At 37.2% G+C, this 26,024-nt stretch carries 14 protein-coding genes and 2 pseudogenes; 9 read left to right on the forward strand and 7 right to left on the reverse strand.

Annotated features, from left to right (window positions below):
• Positions 1–204: 204 nt before the first annotated feature.
• Positions 205–1,461, reverse strand: coding sequence for a phosphoglycerate kinase (locus JCM15092_RS04555; protein ID WP_024993627.1), 1,257 nt, complete (start codon positions 1,459–1,461; stop codon positions 205–207).
• 89 nt (positions 1,462–1,550) lie between these two features.
• Positions 1,551–4,321: pseudogene (uvrA, locus tag JCM15092_RS14935) on the reverse strand (excinuclease ABC subunit UvrA).
• Between the two features lie 154 nt (positions 4,322–4,475).
• On the opposite strand from uvrA, the gene JCM15092_RS04565 reads away from it, so the two are divergent.
• Positions 4,476–5,975 (forward strand): glycoside hydrolase family 10-like protein, encoded by a 1,500-nt coding sequence (locus JCM15092_RS04565; protein WP_024993628.1) that lies wholly within the window; start codon positions 4,476–4,478, stop codon positions 5,973–5,975.
• A 157-nt stretch (positions 5,976–6,132) separates the two neighbouring features.
• Here the strand turns inward: JCM15092_RS04565 and JCM15092_RS04570 are convergent, their stop codons facing one another.
• The 4 genes from JCM15092_RS04570 to purL form a co-directional block, all read right to left on the reverse strand.
• Entirely contained in the window at positions 6,133–6,705 is a 573-nt protein-coding gene (locus JCM15092_RS04570; protein WP_024993629.1) for a chromate transporter, read from the reverse strand.
• Complete coding sequence (locus tag JCM15092_RS04575) at positions 6,702–7,250, reverse strand: chromate transporter (RefSeq protein WP_024993630.1); 549 nt, start codon at positions 7,248–7,250, stop codon at positions 6,702–6,704. The genes JCM15092_RS04570 and JCM15092_RS04575 overlap by 4 nt, the downstream gene beginning before the upstream one ends.
• 1 nt (position 7,251) lies before the next feature.
• Entirely contained in the window at positions 7,252–11,202 is a 3,951-nt protein-coding gene (locus JCM15092_RS04580; protein WP_024993631.1) for a hybrid sensor histidine kinase/response regulator transcription factor, read from the reverse strand.
• Between the two features lie 124 nt (positions 11,203–11,326).
• The gene (gene purL / locus JCM15092_RS04585; protein ID WP_024993632.1) at positions 11,327–15,028 is read right to left on the reverse strand and encodes a phosphoribosylformylglycinamidine synthase; all 3,702 of its coding nucleotides are present in this window, start codon (positions 15,026–15,028) and stop codon (positions 11,327–11,329) included.
• Positions 15,029–15,178: 150 nt separating this feature from the next.
• On the opposite strand from purL, the gene JCM15092_RS04590 reads away from it, so the two are divergent.
• From JCM15092_RS04590 to fmt, 8 genes and pseudogenes are all read left to right on the forward strand, one after another.
• Positions 15,179–15,838: a LysE family translocator gene (locus JCM15092_RS04590; RefSeq protein WP_024993633.1), complete on the forward strand. Its 660-nt coding sequence runs from the start codon at positions 15,179–15,181 to the stop codon at positions 15,836–15,838.
• A gap of 21 nt (positions 15,839–15,859) precedes the next feature.
• Positions 15,860–16,402 (forward strand): DUF4924 family protein, encoded by a 543-nt coding sequence (locus JCM15092_RS04595; RefSeq protein WP_024993634.1) that lies wholly within the window; start codon positions 15,860–15,862, stop codon positions 16,400–16,402.
• A 10-nt stretch (positions 16,403–16,412) separates the two neighbouring features.
• Entirely contained in the window at positions 16,413–17,270 is an 858-nt protein-coding gene (rfbD, locus tag JCM15092_RS04600; protein ID WP_024993635.1) for a dTDP-4-dehydrorhamnose reductase, read from the forward strand.
• A gap of 3 nt (positions 17,271–17,273) precedes the next feature.
• A complete protein-coding gene (locus JCM15092_RS04605) occupies positions 17,274–18,842 on the forward strand; it encodes a peptide chain release factor 3 (protein WP_024993636.1) in 1,569 nt (522 codons plus the stop codon).
• Between the two features lie 135 nt (positions 18,843–18,977).
• A complete protein-coding gene (locus JCM15092_RS04610) occupies positions 18,978–21,428 on the forward strand; it encodes a S9 family peptidase (protein ID WP_024993637.1) in 2,451 nt (816 codons plus the stop codon).
• A 99-nt stretch (positions 21,429–21,527) separates the two neighbouring features.
• Entirely contained in the window at positions 21,528–22,103 is a 576-nt protein-coding gene (locus JCM15092_RS04615; protein WP_024993638.1) for an L-threonylcarbamoyladenylate synthase, read from the forward strand.
• 9 nt (positions 22,104–22,112) lie between these two features.
• A pseudogene (locus tag JCM15092_RS14940) lies at positions 22,113–23,911 on the forward strand (chloride channel protein).
• A 4-nt stretch (positions 23,912–23,915) separates the two neighbouring features.
• Positions 23,916–24,890: a methionyl-tRNA formyltransferase gene (gene fmt, locus JCM15092_RS04625; protein ID WP_024993639.1), complete on the forward strand. Its 975-nt coding sequence runs from the start codon at positions 23,916–23,918 to the stop codon at positions 24,888–24,890.
• A 229-nt stretch (positions 24,891–25,119) separates the two neighbouring features.
• Here the strand turns inward: fmt and JCM15092_RS04630 are convergent, their stop codons facing one another.
• Positions 25,120–25,893: a NigD1/NigD2 family lipoprotein gene (locus JCM15092_RS04630; RefSeq protein ID WP_024993640.1), complete on the reverse strand. Its 774-nt coding sequence runs from the start codon at positions 25,891–25,893 to the stop codon at positions 25,120–25,122.
• Positions 25,894–26,024: the final 131 nt, after the last annotated feature.

Here is a 26,024-nt window from a genome sequence, read left to right on the forward strand (position 1 = left end):
TTACTTTATATTAATTATATATTATTCATTTTAGCTTACAAAAATAAAATTTATTGTCTTAATATTCAAAATTAATATAGCTAAAAAACTTTTAACAAATATAATACTAGGTCTTTTTAGTGATTATATCAGTTGAATAATAAAAAATAGACTGCCTGTATTTGTATCAGGCAGTCTATTTTTGTATATCAGAAATGTCTGTATTTACTTTTCTCCAGTAATAGCTGCAACTCCAGGGAGTACCTTACCTTCAATAGCTTCAAGTAGAGCACCACCACCAGTTGAGATATATGATACTTTGTCAGCCATACCGAACTTGTTGATACAAGCTACAGAGTCACCACCACCGATTAGTGAGAAAGCTCCTTCAGCAGTTGCTTCAGCAATAGTTTCAGCGATTACTTTAGAACCAGCTGCAAAGTTGTCGAATTCGAATACGCCGGCAGGACCATTCCAAAGTATAGTCTTAGCACCCTTGATAGCTTTCTTGAAATCTTCGCGAGTATCAGGACCTGCATCAAGACCCATCCATCCTTCTGGGATATCAAAATCTGAACAAACTTTAGTCTCAGTATCATTAGCAAAATTATTTCCTGCAATACAATCGCTACCAAGGACAAGGTTTACACCTTTTTCTTTAGCCTTAGCAATTATTTCAAGAGCAAGATCAAGTTTGTCATCCTCAACAAGTGAGTTTCCTATTTTACCACCTTGTGCTTTAGCGAAAGTGAATGCCATACCACCACAAAGGATAAGGTTATCAACCTTGTCCATAAGGTTTTCAATGATACCAATTTTGGTAGACACTTTAGAACCACCCATGATAGCAGTGAAAGGACGTTTGATATCTTTCATAACGCTGTCAACAGCTTTTACCTCTTTTTCCATAAGGTAACCAAGCATCTTGTTATCAGTGTCGAAGTAGTCAGCTATTATAGCAGTTGAAGCATGTTTACGGTGAGCAGTACCGAATGCGTCATTTACGTAGCAGTCAGCATAAGAAGCTAAGTGCTTAGCAAACTCTTTTTGAACAGGTTTTAAAGCAGCCTTAGCAGCAGCTTTTTCTTCATCAGAAGCAAATTCACCGCGTGGTTTACCCTCTTCTTCAGCATAGAAACGAAGGTTTTCCAATAGAAGAGCTTCACCTGATTTAAGGTTAGCTGCAGCCTCGTCAGCCTTCATGCAATCTGGAGCAAACTTAACAGGTACACCAAGTCTCTCAGAAACTGCATCAACAATCTGGCTCAAAGAGAATTTCATATCTGGGTTCTTTTTTGGCTTACCCATGTGTGACATGATAATTACACTACCACCGTCAGCTAGGATCTTTTTTAATGTAGGAAGAGCACCACGGATACGAGTATCATCTGTTATCTTACCATTTTCATCCAATGGAACATTGAAGTCTACACGGACAATTGCCTTTTTACCGGCAAAATTGTAATTGTCAATAGTTTGCATAATCTCTAAATTTTATTTATATGATATATTCTTTTTTTGCGTGTCGCAAAGTTAGCAATATTTTTTTTTAAATAAATGTCGCTAATATTTTATTTTAGCTTATCAGTAAGAAATCGTCCTGTATAAGATTCCTTACATTCTGCAATCTCTTCAGGAGTTCCGGTGCATACTATATTACCACCATCCTTACCTCCTTCAGCTCCTAAATCTATAATGTAATCAGCGCATTTTATTATATCCATATTATGTTCTATGATAATAATAGTATGTCCTCTCTCTATCAATGCATCAAGGGCATTCATAAGTTTCTTGATATCATGAAAGTGAAGACCGGTTGTAGGCTCATCAAAAACAAATATAGTAGATTCACTCTTCTCAAGGCTAAGGAAATATGCCAGTTTCACTCGCTGGTTCTCACCACCCGAAAGGGTAGAAGAGGGTTGTCCTAACTTAATATATCCAAGTCCAACTTGTTGAAGAGGAAGGAGTTTCTTAATGATCTTTCTTTGATTATGCTCAGTAAAGAACTCTACAGCCTGATTTACTGTCATCTCAAGAATGTCATAAATGTTTTTATCCTTATACTTTATCTCAAGGGTATCACTGTTAAATCGTTTACCATGGCAAGATTCGCATTCCAATACTAAATCGGCCATGAACTGCATCTCTACAGTGACAGTTCCTTCTCCTTTACACTCCTCACATCTTCCTCCTTCTGTGTTGAATGAGAAATATCCTGCAGTGTATCCCATCTGCTTAGCTAATGGCTGTTCTGCAAATAGTTTTCTTATCTCATCGTAAGCTTTTACGTATGTTACCGGGTTGCTTCTTGATGATTTACCGATAGGGTTCTGGTCGACGAACTCTATATCTTTTATCATCTTGACATTTCCCTCTAAAGCAATAAATTCACCAGGGCGATCACTTACATCGCTATATTCACGCTTAAGTGCTTTGTAAAAGATGTCTCTTACTAGAGTACTTTTTCCCGAGCCGCTCACACCTGTTACAACAGTCATGACATTAAGAGGAAACTTAACATCTATACCTTTAAGATTGTTTTCTCTTGCGCCCTTAATCTCTATATAATTATTCCATCTGCGGTGTGAAAGTGGAATATCTATATTCTCTTCTCCAAGGAGATATTTCACGGTGTAGCTGTCGCTTCCCTTTTGAAGATCCTTCATGTCTCCTTCGTACACTACCTGACCGCCAAGTCTCCCGGCATTGGGTCCGATATCAATTATATAGTCTGCTGCACGAATAATCTCTTCGTCATGCTCTACTACAACAACAGTGTTTCCAAGTTGTTGAAGTTGTCTTAGTACTTTGATAAGTTTATCTGTATCACGCTATGAAGCCCTATGCTAGGTTCGTCAAGAATGTATAGAGAACCAACAAGGCTGCTACCTACAGAGGTAGCAAGATTTATTCGCTGGCTCTCACCACCGGAAAGTGAATTGCTAAGGCGGTTAAGTGTCAGATAGCTCAATCCGACGTCAACTAAGAAGTTCAAGCGGTTTTTAATCTCTATGAGAATTCGTTTAGCAACTTTTGCATCATGCTCTTCAAGCGTTATTTTGTTGAAGAAATTTCGTAGCTCTTCAACAGGTAAGTCTACAAGGTCAGATATAGACCTGCCATTTATCTTTACATAGCTAGCCTCTTTCTTTAATCTTGTTCCATGACAAGTTGGGCATGTTGTCTTGCCTCTGTATCTGGCAAGCATTACCCTATATTGTATCTTATATTGATTCTCCTCTAACATCTTGAAGAAGGAGTCGATGCAGACTTTCTCTCTCGGTCCATGCCACAGATAATCCTTCTGGTCTTGAGTAAGTTCATAATATGGAGCGAAGATAGGGAAATTGCTCTCCTGTGCCTGATGAATAAACTCAGTAAGCCATTCGCCCATCTTCTCACCTCGCCAGCATACCACAGCACCATCGTATACACTAAGTGCTCTATTGGGTACAACGAGCTGTTCGTCTATTCCAATAATTTTACCGAAACCTTCGCATGTAGGACATGCGCCAATAGGTGAGTTGAATGAGAACATCTGGTCACTCGGCTCTTCGAAAGTGATGCCGTCGGCTTCAAATTTAGTGCTGAACTCGTGTAATCTTGTTTCGTTGTTGTCAAGGTAAAAGCGGAGCATACATGTTCCATCTCCTTCATACATAGCTGTCTCGGCAGAGTCACTGATGCGGCTTGCAAAAGATTTTGAAGAATCAACAGATAGCCTGTCAATAAGAAGATATATAGTATCGTCATCAGAATGCATATACTCTTCCATTCTTATTATCTCACCATTAACATCTAATCTTGTGAATCCCTGTTTCAAGTCTGCCTCTATCTGCTGAATAAAGGTTCTTCCTTCATTAGGAACTATAGGTGCAAGTATGGTAAAGCGTGTCCCTTCAGGATATTGATTTGCACAGTTCAATATATCTTCGACAGAGTGCTTCTTCACCAATTCTCCACTGACAGGCGAATAGGTCTTACCGATTTTTGCATATAGAAGTCTTAGATATTCATATATTTCAGTTGATGTTCCTACGGTAGATCTTGGATTTCTGCTGTTTACCTTCTGTTCGATAGCGATAGCAGGTGGGATACCTTTTATGAAGTCGCATTCAGGTTTGCTCATCCTTCCTAAGAATTGACGTGCATAACTTGATAAGCTCTCCACATATCTTCTCTGACCTTCAGCATATAGTGTATCGAAGGCTAGAGATGACTTTCCCGAACCAGACAGACCTGTTATAACAACCAGTTTATTACGAGGTATATTGACGTCAATATTCTTAAGGTTATTTACCTTAGCACCCTTGATAGATATATATTTAGACTCGGACATTCTAAAGCAATTTGAATTGAAATGCAAAGATAATTATAACTTTTCTTTTCTGTTCACTAACTCTATCTAATAATCCTATTTTTATATTTATTGATTAGGATTGTATTGATTTTACTTTTCTTATATTTGCACAGTAAAAAATTAGGCCATAAAAATGAGAGTAAAAACACTATTTCTACTACTATTATTATTTGCATTTAATACTTCTATAAATGCGCAAGAATTTATACCAAAGCATGAGTTCCGTGGAGCATGGATACAGTGTGTGAATGGTCAGTTCCAGGGAATGGCATCAGAGGAGATGCAGAAAATGCTTATTAGTCAGCTTGACAATCTAAAGGCAGCTGGAATTAATGCTATAATATTTCAGGTAAGACCTGAGGCTGATGCTCTTTATAACTCCTCTTTTGAGCCTTGGAGTCGTTATCTAACTGGAGTTCAGGGAAAGAAACCATCTCCCTACTGGGATCCTATGCAGTTTATGATTGATGAATGTCATAAGAGATGTATGGAGTTTCATGCATGGATCAATCCATATCGTGCAAAGACAAAAGGTACAACGGCTCTTTCCCCTATGCATCCATACAACAAGAACCCTGAAAAGTTTATTAGTTATGGGGGGCAGCTCTTCTTTGACCCAGGCTATCCGGAAAACATAAAATATATATGCAAGATAGTAAAGGATATTGTAGACCGTTACGATGTTGACGCTATACATATGGATGACTATTTCTATCCATACCCAGTTCCTGGCGAATATCTTAATGATGATATAAGTTTTGCAAGATACGGAAGGGGATATGGTGACAGAGGAGATTGGAGACGTGATAATGTTAATATGCTTATAAAAGAGGTTCACGAGACTATTAGAAGTAGTAAACCTTGGGTGAAATTTGGAGTATCTCCTTTTGGCATATACAGAAATAAGAAAAGTAGCCCTAATGGTAGTGAAACTAACGGACTACAGAACTATGACGACCTTTATGCAGATGTGCTTATGTGGGTTAACAATGGTTGGGTTGATTACAATATTCCACAAATATATTGGGAAATAGGAAATAAAGCAGCCGACTATGATATTCTTACACGCTGGTGGGCAAAGAACGCTGCAGCTCGTCCATTATATATAGGTCAGGATGTATTGCGTACTGTAGGCAAAGCGGACCTTAATAATCCAAATATTCATCAGATGGATGCTAAGATGAAACTTCAGCGCTCACTCTCAACAATACAGGGTAGTTGTCAGTGGTATGCTGCTGCCGTGGTAGAGAATGCTGGTGGATACCGTGATATGCTTGTTAATAACTATCATAAATATCCTGCTATTCCTCCTACATCGCCGTTCATGGATGATAAGGCTCCTGCTAAGGTGAAAAAAGCAAAAGTTATATGGACTAGCGACGGGCCGGTCCTTTTCTGGAAGGCACCAAACGCTAAAAGTGAGATGGATAAGGCTGTCAGATATGTTGTCTACAGATTCGCAAAAGATGAGAAGGTGGAGCTAAATCGTGCATCAAAGATTGTAGCAATTACGAATGATACATTCTACAACCTACCTTATAGTGGCGGCAACATAAAATATAAATATGTAGTAACAGCTTTAGACAGACTGCACAATGAGTCTAAGGCAGTGAAAAAGAATATCAAGTTGTAGAATCTTCCTCTATAAATTAAAGGGATTAATCTTACATATTAGTGAGATTAATCCCTTTAATTTTATAATCCAAGTCGTTTATCTATTTCACATAGTTGGATATAACATATCTGTGTGATATAGATAATCCCTTTTTAAGAGTTACATTATTCTGAAATCAGTAGATTAATGCTCCTATTACTCCACATATTATTATAGTAATAATTGGATTTGCTTTGTACTTGAATGTTGCCACAAAGGCACCCATGAATATTATAATGCTTGCAAAGAACTGGAACTTTTCTGTATGAAATGAGCCGAAGTTTTCAGAATCCATGAGAACAAGAGCTGCAGATGCTAGCAAACCTACGACTCCGGGTCTCAATCCACTGAATATGGCTTCAACAGCAGGGTGTTTCTGGAACTTTAAGAAAAACTTGCTTATTATTATCATTAAAATCAACGAAGGAAGAACAACGGCAAATGTAGCAGTTATAGAACCTAGTATTGCTATAGGTTGGGAGAACCCACTGTTTGCAACAGCTATGTATCCTACATATGTAGCCGAGTTTATTCCGATAGGTCCCGGTGTCATCTGACTTATTGCAACTATATCTGTAAATTCACTTGAACTTACCCAATTATATTTAGTAACTACTTCGCCCTGCATCAGAGATAGCATTGCGTATCCGCCTCCAAATCCAAAAAGGCCTATTTTAAAGAATGTATAGAATAGATATAGAAAGATCATTTTGTTAGTTTTTTACGTTTGTACCTACCATACAGATAACCCAATGTACCTGATAGTATTATGATATATATTGGTGATACATCAAGAAGATAGATTAGCAGAGCCGATACAATAGGAATCCATATTGTATATCTGTTTAGATTGATTGTCTTAGCCATATTAAAAGTCGGTACAGCTATTAGTGCTACCACAGCAGGACGTATGCCTTTGAATATCTTCTCTACAATTTCAAACTCCTTGAATTGTTGGAAAAATATCGCTATGGCAAGTATGATTAGGAATGATGGTAATACTGTACCCAATGTCATAACAACAGCCCCTTTTTTCTTTCTAAGCTTATAACCAATAAATATTGCTATATTCACAGCAAAGACACCTGGAGCAGATTGGGCTATTGCAAGCAGGTCTATAAAATCTTCTTTACTTATCCACTTCTTTCTGTCTACTACCTCGTTCTGAATGAGTGGTACCATTGCATATCCTCCGCCAATGGTAAAAAGTCCGATCTTAAAAAAAATTGAAAATGCCTCTAAATAAAAATTCATATCAGTTATTTTTCATATAGTTACTTGGAGTCATCTTGAAATATTTCTTGAATATATCAGTGAAATATTTAGGATCTCCAAATCCTACCATATCTGCTACTTCAGATACTGTATAATTTTTTGTCCTCAACAGTCTTGCTGCCTCCTCCATTTTTATCTTTCTAATATAGTCACTTGGTGAATAGTCAGTAAGAGCCTTAATCTTGTTATAAAAGCTACTTCTGCTCATATTCAGGAAACTGCACAGTATATCTACATTTATCTCTTTTGAGATATTCTTTTTTATGTTTTCTGTTATCTTTAGAAGGAATTGCTGATCCAAGTCTAGTCCAGGTTGATCTTTATCATTTAGAACATAGTTGAAATTACCTTTCGAAAATGCTTTCTTAATAATATCTCTGTTAGCAAAAACATTGTTTATTACAGCCATCAATACCTGAATGTCAAATGGCTTGGTGATATATTTGTCAGCTTTTGTTTTCAGCCCTTTAATAATGCTATCTTTATCGTTTAGTGCAGTAAGAAGTATTATCGGTATATGGCTGGTCTCGACGTTCTCTTTTACTTGTTGACATAGTTCGTTACCATCCATGATTGGCATCATTACATCAGAAATTATAAGGTCAGGATTATTAACCCTTATCAACGATAGAGCTTCCAAGCCATTGACCGCTTCAGCTACCTTATACTCTTTTGATAGAGTATTCGATAGGAATGTTCTTAGCTCAACATTATCTTCCACAATAAGTATATATCGTTTACTGGACTTATCCAAATTTGAAATCTTAATGCTCTTGTTATCACCCTCCTCATTATGAGAAGGCTTAATTATATTCGCAAGATGGTTTTCTGTAAGTATATATTTCCTACTTTTGAAAGGGAATGATAACTTGAATGTTGTTCCCACATTTTCACAGCTATTTACACTTATTTTTCCTTGATGGTTTTTTAGAAGTTTGTGTGTAAGGAGTAATCCTATTCCACTTCCGGAGATCTGCATGTTTGTTGCATTCTCACTTCTAAATATTGATTTGAAGAGTTTCTTCTGATCTTTTTCCGATATACCAACTCCTGTATCACTTATCTGAATAGTCCAATATCTACTGTCATTAGATATCAAGATACTTATCATCCCATTCTCTTCAGTATACTTTATAGCATTACTTATGATGTTTCTAAGGATAGAGTCAATCTTATTTTTATCAATAAGTACTGTCATATTAGGGTTAGAAGTGTTATGTACCTCAATATGAATATTCTTCTTTATGGCATACTGAATGAACTCCTTCAAATAATCGTTGATATATTCATTCAGATTGCATTCGGATACATATAGCACATTAGAATATAACTCCTCTTTTTCGAAATTTATAAGATTGCTTGTAAGGCTTGTTAGTATCTCAGTATTGTCCAAGGCAATATTCAGGTTTTTTACTCCCTGATCGCTAAGATTTTCTGTTCTTCCAATCTCTCCAAGAGGAGCTTTGATAAGTGACAGAGGAGTACGGATATCATGAGCTGTGTTTATAAAGAAACGTATTTTGTCATTCGACATATTTCTCTCTTTACGAATAACGATATACTTTGATATATAATAAGCTAATAATATAATTATTAAACTGTATATTATCTGAGCATATACAGACTCCCAGTATGGTCTCTTTATCTTTATATTTATAGAGCGCTCTTCTTGTATCTTGGAATCTTCAATAAGCACACTTCTTACTCTAAGTTTATATTTGCCCGGAGGTATATTTATACATTTAATGTTTCTATCTTTCGATGGCTTGCTCCATTTATCATAGAATCCCTCGAGCATCCAACTGTAATAAATATTCGACTGGCTGTCGAAATTAATAGAAGCAAGTTCAATAGTGAACGTGTTTTGATCATTGTCAAGATGCAGAATATCTGTATTATCAATGTTGGATGTCAAAGGTGAATCCTCTTCATCCGGATAAACCTTTTGGTAGTTTATATAAAGGCTATTGAATATCAGCTTTGTCTTGTTAATCTCAGAACTGAGAGCATCATTTGTGAAATTTATAACCCCTTTGTTACTGCCAAAGTAATAATCTCCGTCACTGCTTTTTATTCCTGATAGTGGGTTGAAACCCGTCAATTGGTCTGATGACCAGTTTTTAAATTGTCTATCTTCTATATTATAGCGACTTATACCTTTTTCTGTACTTATAAGAATAGAATTTAATAAGGACGGAACTATATTGTATATATAATTAGAATTAAGGGCAGAATTATTGTCATAATACCTTTTAACTTTTTTACTGATATTGTCATATACAAATAGGCCGTTCCCGTTTGTGCCAATAAAAGTCAGCTCATTATCATATTGGTATATTGATGTAATAAACTCTATTTGAGAAGAGAATTTGAACTTATACATTTTCTCCTCTTTTTTATTGAATATAAATAGCCCACTGAATGTACTTATCCAAAGCTCATCTTTGCTTTTGGCTGTAATATTGAATATGGGAACACTGGTATTATAAATTTTATATTTTTTTGTTTGGGTATTGTAATGCTTAAGATAGGAGTAGCCTCCAAGCCATATTGTATTGTCTTTTTCTTTGTATATAGAACGAATATACTTGTCCGGTTTATGTTTTTTGTAATCAATTATAGGCCTAAAGATAGGCTTCATATCATTCTTATTAAGGACGTATACTCCCGCCATATATCCGCTGATGATAAAGTTCCTAGGAAATGTCTCCACTATTGATAAAAAGGCATGGTTATTTTCTTCTTTGCTGGAAGGCATATTGTAAAGAATATTAGTCCACTTATTATTCTTCTTGTTATAACATGATATGCCATTATTGGTAAGAAACCATATATCCTTGTCGGAATCTTCGTAGATATAGTTTACCTGATCATCAACAAGTGAGTTGCTGTCAAAACTGTTATTTGTTATTCTGTTAAATAGGTTCTCTTTATTTGAACTTACAGATATACCGAAGGGATAGACAGCCATCCATAGCTTTTTTTGTTCATCAATATATAAGTCTTTTATGATGTTACAACTACCATCTGTGTCATAAATGTTATTGCAATAATTAGTAAATGGTGTAAGTTTTTGTGTCTTTATATTAAGCCTGTATACTCCCGCTCCATTTGTCGCAATCAACACTTCATCTGCCGAACTCATTAACGGGATAATCTTGTTTAAGAATATATTAGTAAACTTATAGGGAACATTTGAGAGCTGATTGGTAACATAGTTATATAGATATATGCCGTTGAAAGGAGTTGATACTATAAGGGTGTTGCTGTTTTTGTGATAATATATGTAATTTATCATTGAGTAGGGTGGGAGATTTATCATAGACAGCACCTTTATTCTGTTTCCTCTTAGCAGAACTGTATATATATGCTCTGAGGTAGCCATACTGTACATATTCTCATCTACCTCTGTCATTGCTACAACCTCCTCCTTGAGCTCTGTCTCAATAGTGGTCAACTCTTTTTTACTATAATCATACAGATAATTTTTATCTTTTATATTTATCCATATAATATCTTTTGAGTCAAGAAATATAGATGATGCATTGATTAGTTTGCTTTTTCTGGTAAGGTTGGTGAAATCGAATAATAGCTCAAACTTATCCTTGTTGTAGTTATATCTGAAAATATGGCCGTTTTTGCCAAGTTCAATTATATTACCTTTTGAGTCTTTTGCTAAGTAATTTATGTCGGGTGAAGCGTTTATTTCTTCTCTGTTGTGGTTAAGTTTATAGTGTGTTGTTGATAGGCCATCGAATCTATCAACGCCATCATAGGTAAGGAACCACATAAAGCCTTTTTTATCTTTCTCTATGGAGTATACTTGTCTCGAACTTAAACCATCTTCAATGCTGATGAGTTTGCTGCAATATGAATTAATGTAAAATAAAGCGAGAACAATCGTTAAAAAAGAAAGACGCTTTCTTTTCATAAGGTTTAATTAGTCTGTTGTTATGACAAAAATCGTAAAAGATATCTATTAATCAAAATTATTATAAAAAAAGTGCAGCGTTACAGTAAAACTGACGCTGCACTTAAATATTGTAATACGATTGTTATTTATGCTTTTGAATCCACTCTTTAGCGTTTACAAATGCTTCAATCCAAGGAGTTACCTGATCGCTGTTTGCTCTATCGTTTGGATAGAATGCATTCTGCCATGGGAAGATTGCTCTTTCCAAGTGAGGCATCATTGCTAAATGACGTCCGTCTGCACTTGCTATACCTGCAGTAGAATAATCAGAACCGTTTGGATTACCAGGATATTCATCATAAGAATATTTCAATACAACATTGTATTTATCTTCCTTATATGGTAAAGAGAATTTTCCTTCTCCATGTGCAACCCAGATACCAAGTTTGCTTCCGCTAAGTGAACCTAACATAACACTCTGGTTTGTCTGTACAGTAACTCCGGTAAATTCAGATTCGAATTTGTGTGAGTCGTTGTGAAGCATCTTGGTTTTCTTCTCATGATTAGGATTGATAAGTCCAAGCTCTATCATAAGCTGGCATCCGTTACATACACCAAGAGAAAGAGTATCCTTGCGTGCATAGAAGTTATCAAGAGCAGCTTTAGCCTTAGGGTTGAAGAGGAAACCTCCAGCCCAGCCTTTAGCTGAACCTAAAACATCTGAGTTAGAGAAACCACCGCAGAATACTATCATATTTAGATCCTCAAGTGTCTCACGACCACTGATAAGGTCAGTCATTGTAACATCCTTAACATCGAAGCCTGCAAGATAGAGTGAGTATGCCATCTCTCTTTCGCACTGAGTACCCTTTTCACGGATAATGGCAGCCTTGATTCCGGTTGCTGTTCTTCTGTTTGGATCTATACCATATTGAGAATATTTACCTGTAAACGATTTGTCGAATGCGAGCTCAATAGGTTGTTTTGCATAATTTTCGAAACGTTTCTTAGCACAGCCGTTCATGCTCTGTTTGCGATCGAGTAGGTAAGATGATGAGAACCATACATCACGAAGATAGTCAATGCCGAACTGGTATGTAGCATCATCCTTTGTAACAAGTATATGTCTCTCTTCTGTTGGCTTACCAAGTTTAGCATATCCTATACCGGCATCTTCCAATATTTTCTTAACTTCCTCTTTGTCTTTATCCTTAACCTGGATAACTACACCTGGATTTTCAGAGAATAGAACCTTAATAATGTCATCTTCCTTAATCTTGTCGAGGCTTATCTCCATACCACCATCAGTGTTGGCAAAGCACATCTCAAGAAGAGTTGTGATAAGACCACCTGCAGATATATCGTGTCCTGCAATGATAAGACCTTTCTCAACTAAAGTCTGAATAGCCATGAAAGCATCACGGAAGTACTCAGCATTTTGAACTGTAGGTACGTCGTCACCAACTTTGTTCAGAGATTGTGCAAAGGCAGAACCGCCAAGGCGCATCTTGTCAAAGCTGAAGTCTATATGGTATATAGTGCTCTTGTCATCATTTACAAGTACTGGTGAAACAACTTTCTTAATGTCAGAAATCTCTCCACCGGCAGAAACGATGACTGTCCCCGGACTTATAACCTTTTCTCCATCAGGATATTTCTGAGTCATTGAGAGTGAGTCTTTACCTGTTGGAACATTTATTTGAAGCTGGCAGCAGAAATCAGAAAGAGCTTTTACTGCTTTATATAGTCTTGCATCCTCACCTTCCTGTGAACGGCATGGCCACATCCAGTTTGCTGAGAGTGAAATGCTATCCATTCCTTCTGCAAAAGGTGCCCATACAATGTTAGTAAGAGCTTCGGCTACTGAAAGAACAGAACCTGCAGCAGGATTTGCAAGAGCAGCCTGAGGAGCATGTCCTAATGATGTTGCAATACCTTTCTCTCCTCTGTAGTCCAATGATACTACACCGCAGTCGCTAAGTGGCAACTGTATCTCACCCTGGCACTGTTGACGAGCTACCTTGCCTGTTACAGAACGGTCTACTTTATTTGTCAACCAGTCTTTGCAGGCAACAGCTTCAAGCTGAAGAACTCTTGTAAGGTAATCGTTTATTTTAGCTGTATCGTAAGTTGCATCCTCATAGTGACGTTCAACAGTCTTATCGATCATATATGTTTTTGGAGATGATCCGAACATCTGATCTACATCAAGGTCAAATGGACGAACTCCGTCAGCCTGTTCAAAAGAGAAGTGTGCATCTCCTGTAGTCTCACCAACTACATACATAGGAGCACGTTCACGTTCTGCAATCTTCTTTACATGTTCTATAGCTTCCTCATCGATAAGAAGTCCCATTCTCTCCTGTGATTCATTTGCTATAATCTCTTTTGCAGATAGAGTATTATCTCCTATAGGGAGCTTGCTCATATCAATCTTACCTCCACACTCTTCAACTAGTTCAGATAGGCAGTTTACATGTCCTGCTGAACCGTGGTCATGTATTGAAACGATAGGGTTGTTTTCTTCTTCACAAAGTGAACGAACAACATTGTATGCTCTCTTCTGCATCTCAGCATTTGCTCTCTGTACGGCATTGAGCTCTATACCTGATGAGTAGCGTCCTGTTTCTACTGAAGATACAGAACCACCACCAAGACCGATACGGTAGTTGTCACCACCAAGAACTACAACTTTATTTCCTTTTTCAGGATGTCCTTTCAGACAGTCACGTTGTGTACCATATCCGACACCACCGGCAAGCATTATTACCTTGTCGTATCCGTAGAATGTATCGTTCTCTTCGTGTTCAAATGTAAGAACAGAACCACAGATAAGTGGTTGGCCGAATTTGTTACCAAAGTCAGAAGCACCATTTGATGCCTTGATAAGAATTTGCTCAGGTGTCTGATAAAGCCATTTTCTTACAGGAAGTAACTCTTCCCATTCACGTCCTTCATCAGTTCTTGGGTATGATGTCATATAAACAGCAGTACCTGCAATAGGCCAAGAACCTTTACCACCACCCATACGGTCGCGTATTTCACCGCCGCTACCTGTAGAAGCACCATTGAATGGTTCAACAGTTGTTGGAAAGTTGTGTGTCTCTGCTTTTAATGAGATGACAGTCTTAATCTCTTTAATAATGAAATAGTCTGAAGTTGTATGGTCGGCAGGTGAGAATTGCTCTACTACTGGTCCTTCTGCAAAAGCAACATTGTCTTTGTAGGCAGAAATAATTTTGTTTTGATTTTCAGCTGTAGTCTTTTTAATCATTTGGAAAAGTGAAGACTCCATCTCTTCTCCGTCAATAATGAATGTTCCACCAAATATTTTATGACGGCAGTGTTCAGAGTTTATCTGAGCAAATCCGAAGACCTCAGAATCTGTTAGCTTTCTGCCTAAGTCTTTCTCTATCTTTAATAGATAATCAATCTCCTCTTTTGATAGTGCTAATCCCTCTTTTTCATTATACTCTTCAAGGTTTTCGATATGCATTATCGGAGCAGGTTGTCTGTTTACTACAAATATGTCTTGATTAAGGCTATTGTATAGTCTCTGAAGCATAGGGTCATACTCAGCAGAATCATCCTTTACGGGAAAATATTCTTCAATTCTCATGACACCCTTAATGTTCATGTTTTGAGTGATCTCTACAGCATTAGTACTCCAAGGTGTAATCATTTCACGGCGAGGACCGATAAAATAACCTTTCAAGTTCTTTTCATCTTCTACTACGGCGTCACCGTATAACCAAGATAGTTTTTCAATATCTTCGGGAGTTAAATCGTGATTTACCTCTGTAGCAATTACACTTTTAGAGGCCGTTCTGAAAAATAAAATCATAATGACTTTTATAGTTGATTATTAATGATAGTCTGTTACAAAATATTCAATCTTATTAAGAAAATGCAAAGTTACATAAAAGAGATTGCCTAAAAAAGAAAATGAGATTCAAATATAGGTACTTTCATAAAAAAGTATCATCTTTGCAGCATGAATTGGATAGAACAAGTAACCATACTGGATTTATTGGTGAAAGGTCTTATTGTAGGCGTGGTAGTATCTGCGCCTTTAGGACCTGTAGGGGTACTTTGTATACAAAGGACATTGAACAAAGGACGATGGTATGGCTTTGTTACCGGGTTGGGTGCTTCATTAAGTGATATAAGCTATGCCTTACTTACAGGTTATGGCATGAGTTTTATGGATCAATTCCTTACCAAAAACCAGATACTTCTTCAGATAATTGGTAGTATTATGCTATTTTTATTTGGTGTATACACATTCAGAAGTAATCCGGTACAGTCTATAAGACCTCTTTCTTCTACTCCAGGTAGCTATCTTCATAATTTTATTACAGCATTCTTCGTAACTCTTTCTAACCCACTGATTATATTCCTCTTTATAGGTCTTTTCGCAAGGCTCTCTTTTGTAATGCCTGGAAGTCCGGTAGGATTTCAGCTTGTAGGATATATTGCAATTGTTCTTGGTGCTCTGTCATGGTGGTTTGGAATAACTTACTTTGTAAATAAAGTACGCACCAGATTCAACTTACGTGGCATATGGATGCTTAATCGTATTATTGGCGTTATAGTTATGGTATTGTCTGTAGCTGGAGTTATCTATACTTTTCTTGGCAATTCACTTTACTGAAATTATTAACTCATATTAGCCATGTTTATTTCTAGGGTATTAAAAGATAAGAATATTGCCGAATATTTAATATATATGTGGCAGGTTGAAGACTTGATCCGTGCGAATGATTTTGATATTAAGAAAATTGATGAACATATAATAAGTAAATTCAACTTGGATGAAGCTCAGGGGAAAGAGATGTTGAAATGGTATGAGGATCTGATAAATATGATGAAGGAAGAGGGCGTTATGGAAAAAGGCCATCTGCAGATAAACAAGAATATAATCACTTGGCTGACTGATCTTCATTTACAACTGTTAGGCTCACCGAAATTCCCTTACTATAGTGCTGCATACTACAACTGTCTTCCTTTTATTGTTGAACTCAGAGCTAAAGGTGCCGATAAGGATGAACCAGAACTGGAGACCTGTTTTGAAGCTTTATATGGTATACTACTTTTGAAATTGCAAGATAAGGAGATAGGTCAGGAGACAGCGAAGGCACAGAAGGCAATATCAGCCTTTTTGGGTATGCTTGCAAATTATTATATAGAGGATAAAAAGGGAGAATTGGATATTTAATTCTAAAAAAATGAAAAATATACTTGTGACCGGTGCTAACGGTCAGTTAGGTAATGAAATCCGCATCTTATCACAGAATAATAAAGAATACAACTACTTCTTTACAGATGTCAACGAACTTGACATATGCAATGAGGGTATGGTTGCTGAATTTGTCATTGACAATAGTATTGATGTAATAATTAATTGTGCTGCCTATACTGCTGTTGATAAGGCAGAAGACAATGAGGAGTTGTGTGATAAACTCAATAATATAGCTGTTGGAAATCTGGCAGCTGCTGCTGAAAGAAATAGCGCATCATTAATTCATATATCTACAGATTATGTTTTTGATGGCACAAACCATATTCCGTATAAAGAGGATGAAGAGACATCACCTGCATCTGTTTATGGAAGGACTAAACTTGCAGGTGAGAGGAGAGCGATGGAACTTTGCTCACATTGTATGATAATACGTACTGCATGGCTCTATTCTGAGTTTGGAAATAACTTTGTAAAGACAATGATGAAGTTAGGCAAAGAGAAGGAGTCTTTGGGAGTGGTATTCGATCAAATTGGTACACCTACTTATGCAAAGGATCTTGCTGAAGTGGTTTTTGCAGCTATAAATAAAGGTGTTGTTCCAGGTATATATCATTTCAGTAATGAAGGTGTTTGCTCTTGGTTCGATTTTACAAAGGCTATTTTCCGCTTGTCGGGCATTACCGGATGTAATTTAAAACCTTTACATACTTATGAGTATCCTTACAAAGCTCACAGACCACATTTCTCAGTGTTGGACAAGACAAAGATTAAGGAGACTTATGGTATAGAGGTATCTTATTGGGAGGATAGTTTGAAGGAGTGTATAAATGAATTGACAAAATAAACAATGAATTCTGAAATAGAAAGAAGAAGAACCTTTGCGATTATTGCGCACCCTGATGCGGGAAAGACATCGTTGACAGAAAAGCTCTTGCTTTTTGGTGGTCAGATTCAGGTGGCAGGAGCCGTAAAGAGCAATAAAATTAAGAAAACAGCTACATCCGATTGGATGGATATAGAGAAACAACGTGGTATCTCTGTAACAACATCTGTGATGGAGTTTGACTATAATGATTATAAAATCAATATCCTGGATACTCCGGGTCACCAGGATTTTGCAGAAGATACATACCGCACATTGACAGCAGTAGATAGTGTTATCATTGTTGTTGACGGTGCAAAGGGTGTTGAGTCGCAGACAAGAAAGCTCATGGAGGTCTGCCGAATGAGAAATACTCCTGTTATAATCTTCGTTAATAAAATGGACCGCGAAGGTAAGGATCCTTTTGATCTGCTCGATGAGTTAGAAGAGGAGCTCTCCATCTCTGTCCGTCCTCTCTCTTGGCCTATAGATCAAGGTGCAAGGTTCAAAGGTGTATACAATATATATGAGAATAATCTTAACCTTTTCCAACCATCTAAGCAGATAGTGACAGAGAAGGTGGAGATAGATATAAATACAGAAGAACTTGACAAGCACATTGGTACTCCTTTGGCGGAAAAGTTACGTGCCGACTTGGAACTTATTGAAGGTGTATATCCTGAGTTTGATAAGGAGGGATATCTTGATGGTAAAATAGCACCTGTATTCTTTGGTTCTGCGCTAAATAATTTTGGTGTTCAGGAGATGTTGAACTGTTTCGTCGAAATAGCTCCATGTCCACGTCCAACACATGCTGTGGAACGTGACATCAATCCTGATGAGAATAAATTCTCAGGATTCATATTCAAGATAACTGCAAACATCGACCCTAACCATCGTTCTTGTATTGCGTTCTGTAAGGTTTGCTCCGGCAAATTTGAGAGAAACACTCCATATTTCCATGTACGTCATGGAAAGACAATGCGTTTCTCATCTCCTACACAGTTCATGGCACAGAGAAAGACTACAGTTGATGAGGCTTGGGCAGGTGATATCATAGGCTTGCCTGATAATGGTACATTCAAGATAGGTGACACTCTTACTGAAGGTGAATTGCTCCATTTTCAGGGAATACCAAGTTTCTCTCCTGAAATGTTCAAATATATTGAGAATGCAGACCCAATGAAACAGAAACAGTTGGCTAAAGGTATTGACCAGCTTATGGATGAAGGTGTGGCGCAGCTATTTGTAAACCAGTTCAATGGGAGAAAGATAATCGGTACTGTAGGACAACTTCAGTTCGAGGTTATCCAATACCGTCTGGAGAATGAGTATAATGCTAAGTGTAGATGGGAACCATTGAGCCTTTATAAAGCATGTTGGGTAGAGAGTGATGATAAAGAGGAGCTTGAAGCTTTCAAAAAGAGAAAATATCAATACATGGCTAAGGACAGAGAAGGACGTGATGTATTCTTAGCTGACAGTGGATATGTTCTTCAGATGGCACAGATGGATTTCAAGAATATAAAATTCCATTTTACAAGTGAATTCTAATATTGTTTCACTCATTTTGGAAGAGCGTTTTTTTAGTTGAAATACTATAAAAGATTTATATATGGAAGAATCTCACAATAACTTGTTGTGAGATTCTTCTTTTTTATAACTTTGTTTTACAAATACATAGATATTATGAGAAAGAATTTTTTGACTTGTTTAGCTTTGTTGATGGCAACAGTGCTATTTGCTAAGAAGGTAGAGATAACTAAGTTCAGATGTGTTACTCCTATTGAAGTTATACGTCCATTTATGATAGATAGCGTTAATGCCGGTCAAAAGGCTTTTTCGGATGAGATGCTGTTAGATTCATATACCTCATTGGCAAATATATCTGCAGGTACTGAATATGATATCACCGGTATTCCTAAGTCATCAGCAGATTATTCAATAAATTTAATTTCATTTAATATGGAGAACAGAGATTTTGTTAAAGGTAAGCTCTCTGTAAAGGGATTAAAGAATTACAGAATATATGTTGACGGAAAGAAAAGTGATGGAAAGGAAATTGCCCTCGAGCCGGCTACACATACTTTCGTTATAAAATATCTTTCTAAGAAAAGTGTTGCAGACTCTTTGTCTGTTGACTTCGATACAGATAATCCTGAAGATATCATAATAGGTACTTCCGTGAAACGTATGTATACAATAAATAGTGTAGTCGATGGCAAAAGAGTCTCATCAGTAAGTATATCTCCAAGTGGTAAGTATATTATTATAAGCTATCTCAATACACTTGAAGGTGGTACACTTCAGAGAAGATTTATTGCGAAAGAGGTCGCTTCGGGTAAAATAATATCTCAAGGTTCGGAGGAGATGATATGGATGCCATCTTCGGATATCTATTATACGTTGCGTAAAGGCGATAATGGTAGAGACATAGTGGCCTTCAACCCACAGAATGGTAGTGAGAAGATTTTTGCCTATGCAATACCCGAAGGACGTTTTCAAATATCACCAAATGAGGAGTATCTTCTATACTCGATAGAGCAGGAAGGACCCAAAGAGAAGAAAGAGATATATCAGGTCCTAGAACCGGATGACCGTCAGCCTGGATGGAGAAATAGAAATTCTCTCTTCAAATATGATATTAAGAGTCGAATAATGCAGCCTCTTACTTACGGATATAGGAATGTATGGGCATCCGATATCTCAAAAGATGGAAGATATATTCTGTTGATGATGTCAAAAGCAAGATTGACAAAAAGACCTACCACTCTATTTTCCCTGTTAAGACTTGATACAAGAAACATGAAAGTAGATACTCTAGTGGAAGATGATGGATTTATTTCAAACGCATGTTTTTCTCCTGATGGTAAGAGTGTGGCTATAACAGGCTCTCCTGAGGCTTTCGCCGGAATAGGCAAGAACCTACCCGAAGGAAAGATTCCGAATATGTTCGATATGCAACTCTATATAATGGATATAGCATCAAAGAGTGTAAGAGCTATGACCAAAGAGTTTAATCCAAGTGTTGGAAACATTTCATGGAGCACTAAAGATGGCAAGATCTACTTTACAGCCGAGAACCGTGACTATATCAGCATGTATAGCATGACTCCTGTAACAGGTAAAATTGATGCTCTGAATTTAAATGAAGAGATTATAAAATCATTTTCACTTGCCGATAAAGCCAATATGGCAGTATATTTTGGTCAGAGTGCATCCAATTCTGACAGAGTTTATCTGTATGACTGTAAGAGTGGAAAGAGCACCCTTATGGATGATATAAGCAGAGAGATACTTGATGGTATAAAATTGGGCGAGTGCCATAACTGGAATTTTGTAAACTCACGTGGTGATACAATCTACGGAAGATATTACCTTCCACCTTCATTCGATAAGAAGAAGAGTTATCCAATGATTGTGAACTATTATGGAGGTTGCAGTCCTACAAGCCGTAACTTTGAGAGCCGCTATCCGCATCATGCCTATGCTGCTATGGGGTATGTTGTTTATGTTCTGCAACCAAGTGGAGCAACAGGCTTTGGTCAGGAGTTCTCCTCAAGGCATGTTAACACAGCTGGTGAGGGTGTGGCAGATGATATCATAGAGGGAACAAAACAGTTTGTTAAGGAACACTCTTATGTTGACAGTAAGAAAATAGGATGTATCGGTGCATCATATGGAGGCTTTATGACTCAATATCTGCAGACAAAGACTGATATCTTTGCATGTGCAATATCGCATGCCGGTATCAGTGACCATACAAGCTATTGGGGTGAAGGCTATTGGGGATACTCATATAGCGAGGTCTCTATGGCCAACAGTTATCCATGGCAAGACGTTGATCTATATGTTAAGCAGAGCCCTCTCTATAATGCAGAGAAGATAAATACCCCTATATTATTTCTTCATGGTGATGTAGACAAAAACGTTCCTGTTGGAGAGAGCATACAGATGTTTACTGCTCTTAAGCTCTTGGGTAAAGAGACTGCGATGGTGCTTGTAAACGGGCAAGATCATCATATAACAGAATATAATAAGAGGTTGATGTGGCAAAATACGATATATGCATGGTTTGCAAAATGGTTGAAGGATAAACCATTGTGGTGGAATGAGATATATTCACCTAAAAAGCTATGATATATGTTGTTCAAACTCTCTATTTAATGCTCGATAAAGAAAAAGAGTGACAACAACGAAAATTATTGCTATTTTTGCATTTGAAAAATATAAAAGAATATGGCTGAACTATTTAATGAAGATATAAAAGCTGCATGTGAAGTGATGCAAAAAGGTGGTGTCATACTATATCCTACAGATACAGTTTGGGGAATTGGGTGTGATGCAACAAATGAAGAGGCTGTTAAGAGAGTATACGAAATAAAGAAACGTCAGGATAGCAAAGCTTTGTTGGTCCTGGTAGATTCTCAGGTGAAAGTTGACTTCTATGCAAAAGATGTTCCGCAAGTAGCGTGGGATCTTATTGAAATGACAACTAAACCTCTTACAATAATTTATGATCAGGGGCGTAATCTGGCGGAGAATCTTCTTGCTGAAGATGGTAGCGTGGGTATACGTGTTACATCAGAGCCATTTTCAAAGCAGCTATGTTTTCGTTTCAGAAAAGCTATTGTATCCACATCTGCAAATATTAGTGGTGAGAAGGGTGCAGCAAATTTCAGTGAGATAAGCCAGGAGATTATTGATGCTGTGGACTATGTTGTGAAATACAGACAGGATGATAAGTCTCAGCCAAAACCATCGAGCATAATAAAATTAGGAAATCAAGGTCAGATAAAAGTTATTAGAGAATAAGGAGATTTAATGTACAACACTTTAGAGGAAAAGAAGAGTTTACTGCAACGTTTCGTACTTTGGCGAGAGAAAAACATAAAGGATAAGCATTTTATATTGATACTTAGCTTCTTGGTTGGTATATTTACAGCCTTGTCTGCATGGGTGCTTAAATCCTTAGTGGAATGGATAAAGGAGTTCCTTACTGAGAACTTCGATTCCACCGGTGTAAACTGGTTATATCTGGTATATCCGGTAGTAGGTATAATTATCACAGGAATATTTATACGCCGAGTGGTTAAAGATGATATTGGTCATGGTGTTACAAAAATTTTATATGCCATATCAAGGAAACAGAGTCGTATAAAGCGACATAACACATGGTCCTCTGTTATAGCAAGTGCCATAACTATCGGTTTTGGTGGATCTGTAGGAGCGGAGGCGCCTATTGTCCTTACCGGTTCTGCTATAGGATCAAATCTTGGCAGTACTTTCAGATTGGATCATAAAACATTGATGCTTCTTGTCGGCTGTGGCGCTGCAGGAGCTATCGCCGGAATTTTCAAGCTCCTATCGCCGGACTTATGTTTACGCTTGAGGTATTGATGATAGATCTTACAATGGCATCTCTATTGCCTCTGTTGGTCTCCTCAATTACAGCAGCGACAATGTCCTATATTATTACCGGTCCGGAGGCAATGTTTAAGTTCCATATGGACCAGCCATTCCTTATGGAGAGAATACCATCAGTAATCGTGTTGGGTATTATTTGCGGATTGGTCTCACTTTATTTCACAAGGACAATGAACTCTATAGAGAATGTCTTTAGTCGCTTTAATAGTCCTTATATAAAACTTGCAATAGGAGGTACCACGTTAAGCCTTCTTATTTTCCTTTTTCCACCTCTATTCGGTGAGGGTTATGATACGATAGACCTTCTCCTTAACGGTGCGAGTAATAGTGATTGGGATAAGGTAATGGATATGTCCATATTTTATGGTGTAGACAACCTTTTGCTGATATATCTGGCTATGATAGTTCTATTTAAGGTATTCGCTTCAAGTGCTACCAATGGTGGCGGAGGTTGTGGTGGTATCTTTGCACCAAGTCTTTTTCTGGGATGTATTACAGGTTTTGTATTCTCGCATTTCTGCAATGAGTTCCATATAGGACCTTTTATTCCTGAGAAGAACTTTGCTCTGCTTGGCATGGCCGGATTAATGTCGGGTGTTATGCATGCGCCGCTTACAGGTATCTTCCTAATTGCTGAACTTACCGGAGGCTATGACCTATTCCTGCCACTTATGATGGTTTCGGTAAGTGGATATCTTACAATCATGGTCTTTGAACCTCATAGTATCTATTCAATGCGTCTTGCCAAAAAAGGTGAGTTGATAACTCATCATAAGGATAAGGCAGTACTGACACTGATGAATATTAGTTCGGTCATTGAGACTGATTTTGATAAGGTGTCTCCCGACATAGATTTAGGTGCTATGGTTAAGGTGATATCTATGGCGAAGAGAAATATCTTCCCTGTTGTAGATAGAAATGATGAGCTTATTGGTATTGTCTCTCTTGATGATATACGAAATATAATGTTCCGACAGGAACTCTATCACAGATTCCAAGTTGAGAAGTTCATGACTGCTCCTGCAGCTAAAATAAGTATAAATGAATCAATGGAAGATGTGATGAAGAAATTTGATGAGACAAAAGCTTGGAATCTTCCGGTACTTGATGAAAATGGAAAGTATAAGGGATTTGTTTCAAAATCAAAGATATTCAACTCATACAGACAAGTATTGGTAGACTTTTCAGAAGATTAAAGTTATGGAAAAGAAAGATTTAAGAATAGTATATATGGGTACTCCCGACTTTGCAGTCGAGAGTCTTAAGAGATTGGTTGAGGGTGGATACAATGTAGTTGCCGTTGTAACTATGCCCGATAAACCGGTAGGACGTCATGCAAGTGTGCTTCAGCCAAGTCCTGTAAAAGAGTATGCACTTTCTCAGAATTTAAAAGTATTGCAACCGGAAAAATTGAAAGATGAGGCTTTTGTCGCGGAGTTGCAATCTCTTAATGCTGATCTACAGATTGTAGTTGCTTTCCGTATGCTTCCAGAAGTGGTATGGAATATGCCACCTATGGGTACATTCAATCTTCATGCTTCACTGCTTCCACAATATCGTGGCGCTGCTCCTATAAACTGGGCAGTAATAAACGGAGATAAGGAGACAGGTATCACAACTTTCTTCCTAAAACATGAGATCGACACAGGTGAGGTTATACAGCAGGTTCGTGTGCCTATTGATGATACAGATGATGTTGAGATTGTTCACGACAAACTTATGATGCTTGGTGGCGACTTGGTTGTAGAGACTGTTGATGCTATAATTGCAGGAACAGTCAAATCTATACCTCAGGAAGAGATGCAGAAGAGTGACATAACTCTTCGCCCTGCACCGAAAATATTTAAGGAGACATGCAGAATAGACTGGAATATGGGGGCTAAGAGAGTATACGACTTTATTAGAGGTCTATCTCCATATCCTGCCGCTTGGACTGAACTCTGCACAAAGGAGGGTGACAGACTGGTCTTGAAGGTATATAAGACAGTTAAAATATTCCAGGGACATAACCTGAAGGTGGGTGAGGTCATCACAGACAACAAGACATATTTTAAGATAGCTGTCAAAGATGGCTTCATAGATATCATACAACTGCAACTTGCAGGCAAAAAGAAGATGATGACAGTCGATTTCCTTCGTGGTTACAGAAGTGCCGAAGGGAATTATGTAGAATAACTTTTTCTTCTTCAGTAACAGACCTTTCTGTTAGTAGCTGCAATTATAACCCAATGGCTTGAAAAATTTGTTGGCATATTTGCTGATATATTATTAGTTTCCTGAAAAGTGATTCATAAAAAAGAATCCCCTAAGATTTATGATAAATGGTAAATCTTAGGGGAGAGGTGATCTTCATTAGAAATATGTTTGCAGAATATAAAGCAGACATTTTATGTTATGAAGTCAACTATTTATAAAAGAGCGAGCTGTTCTCATCAGAATTTATTTTCTGCATAGTGCCTTTTGAACTATCTTTATTTACTACAATTTCGTGGCTTTCTGTTATTGAGTCTGAATTTTTACAAGTTATAATCAGTTTTTTAAGTGTTCCGTCCTTATAACCCGGAATGCTCTCAAGTGTGTAGGATACATACCCTATGTTGTTTATATATGGATCATCATTGAACTTATTATGTCTTAATTCAAGATGTAAAACACCATTTTCGTCAGGTTTACTTCCCTCTAAGGCTACAAGACTTATTCTATGCGCAATAGAAGAGCTGCTACGTCGAATGGTGAACTGTATGTTAAGATGTGCTGAACTGATATACATCCAGTTAATGCTGATATTGTCGTTGCCGAAGTTGTCAGTCTGAGTATCAGGATTGTATGTGTCCATTTTTTTTGTAAGTACCTTATAGATGTCATAAATCTTAATACTCTGTTTTGCGTTTTGTGGCAAAGCTGCACTCTTATTATCAGCCTCAATAATATAGGTATAGAGTATTCTCTGTCCTACACTATCTGACTGAGCATATTTTAAGGCATTCTTATTAATAATATTGCTCAGGCCATTATAATCACCGTTAACCTGTGTCTGTTCGCTTTCGTTATTTGAAATATATGATACAGTGCCAATTTCGGTGATATATTCAATGTTCTCGTCGTCAGAGCAAGATTGAATGAAAGTTGCTGATGCAATAAGAACTGTTGATAGAATTAAATTTTTAAGTTTGCTCATATATTTGTACTTTTATGTTACTACACAATTAATGCTGAGAATAACATTTTACTGCATCTTTATTTGTTAAATCAGATTAAACAATAAAATATTCCTCTTTGATGCAGTATTTTTGAAACTATTGCATTCAT

The sequence above is a fragment of the Phocaeicola paurosaccharolyticus JCM 15092 genome (genome assembly GCF_000613805.1).
Lineage (GTDB): Bacteria > Bacteroidota > Bacteroidia > Bacteroidales > Bacteroidaceae > Phocaeicola > Phocaeicola paurosaccharolyticus.

Coding starts and splice junctions, on each gene's coding strand:
- JCM15092_RS04555 (WP_024993627.1), bottom strand. CDS start 1,461: ATGCAAACTATTGACAATTACAATTTTGCCGGTAAAAAGGCAATTGTC.
- JCM15092_RS04565 (WP_024993628.1), top strand. CDS start 4,476: ATGAGAGTAAAAACACTATTTCTACTACTATTATTATTTGCATTTAAT.
- JCM15092_RS04570 (WP_024993629.1), bottom strand. CDS start 6,705: ATGATCTTTCTATATCTATTCTATACATTCTTTAAAATAGGCCTTTTT.
- JCM15092_RS04575 (WP_024993630.1), bottom strand. CDS start 7,250: ATGAATTTTTATTTAGAGGCATTTTCAATTTTTTTTAAGATCGGACTT.
- JCM15092_RS04580 (WP_024993631.1), bottom strand. CDS start 11,202: ATGAAAAGAAAGCGTCTTTCTTTTTTAACGATTGTTCTCGCTTTATTT.
- purL (WP_024993632.1), bottom strand. CDS start 15,028: ATGATTTTATTTTTCAGAACGGCCTCTAAAAGTGTAATTGCTACAGAG.
- JCM15092_RS04590 (WP_024993633.1), top strand. CDS start 15,179: ATGAATTGGATAGAACAAGTAACCATACTGGATTTATTGGTGAAAGGT.
- JCM15092_RS04595 (WP_024993634.1), top strand. CDS start 15,860: ATGTTTATTTCTAGGGTATTAAAAGATAAGAATATTGCCGAATATTTA.
- rfbD (WP_024993635.1), top strand. CDS start 16,413: ATGAAAAATATACTTGTGACCGGTGCTAACGGTCAGTTAGGTAATGAA.
- JCM15092_RS04605 (WP_024993636.1), top strand. CDS start 17,274: ATGAATTCTGAAATAGAAAGAAGAAGAACCTTTGCGATTATTGCGCAC.
- JCM15092_RS04610 (WP_024993637.1), top strand. CDS start 18,978: ATGAGAAAGAATTTTTTGACTTGTTTAGCTTTGTTGATGGCAACAGTG.
- JCM15092_RS04615 (WP_024993638.1), top strand. CDS start 21,528: ATGGCTGAACTATTTAATGAAGATATAAAAGCTGCATGTGAAGTGATG.
- fmt (WP_024993639.1), top strand. CDS start 23,916: ATGGAAAAGAAAGATTTAAGAATAGTATATATGGGTACTCCCGACTTT.
- JCM15092_RS04630 (WP_024993640.1), bottom strand. CDS start 25,893: ATGAGCAAACTTAAAAATTTAATTCTATCAACAGTTCTTATTGCATCA.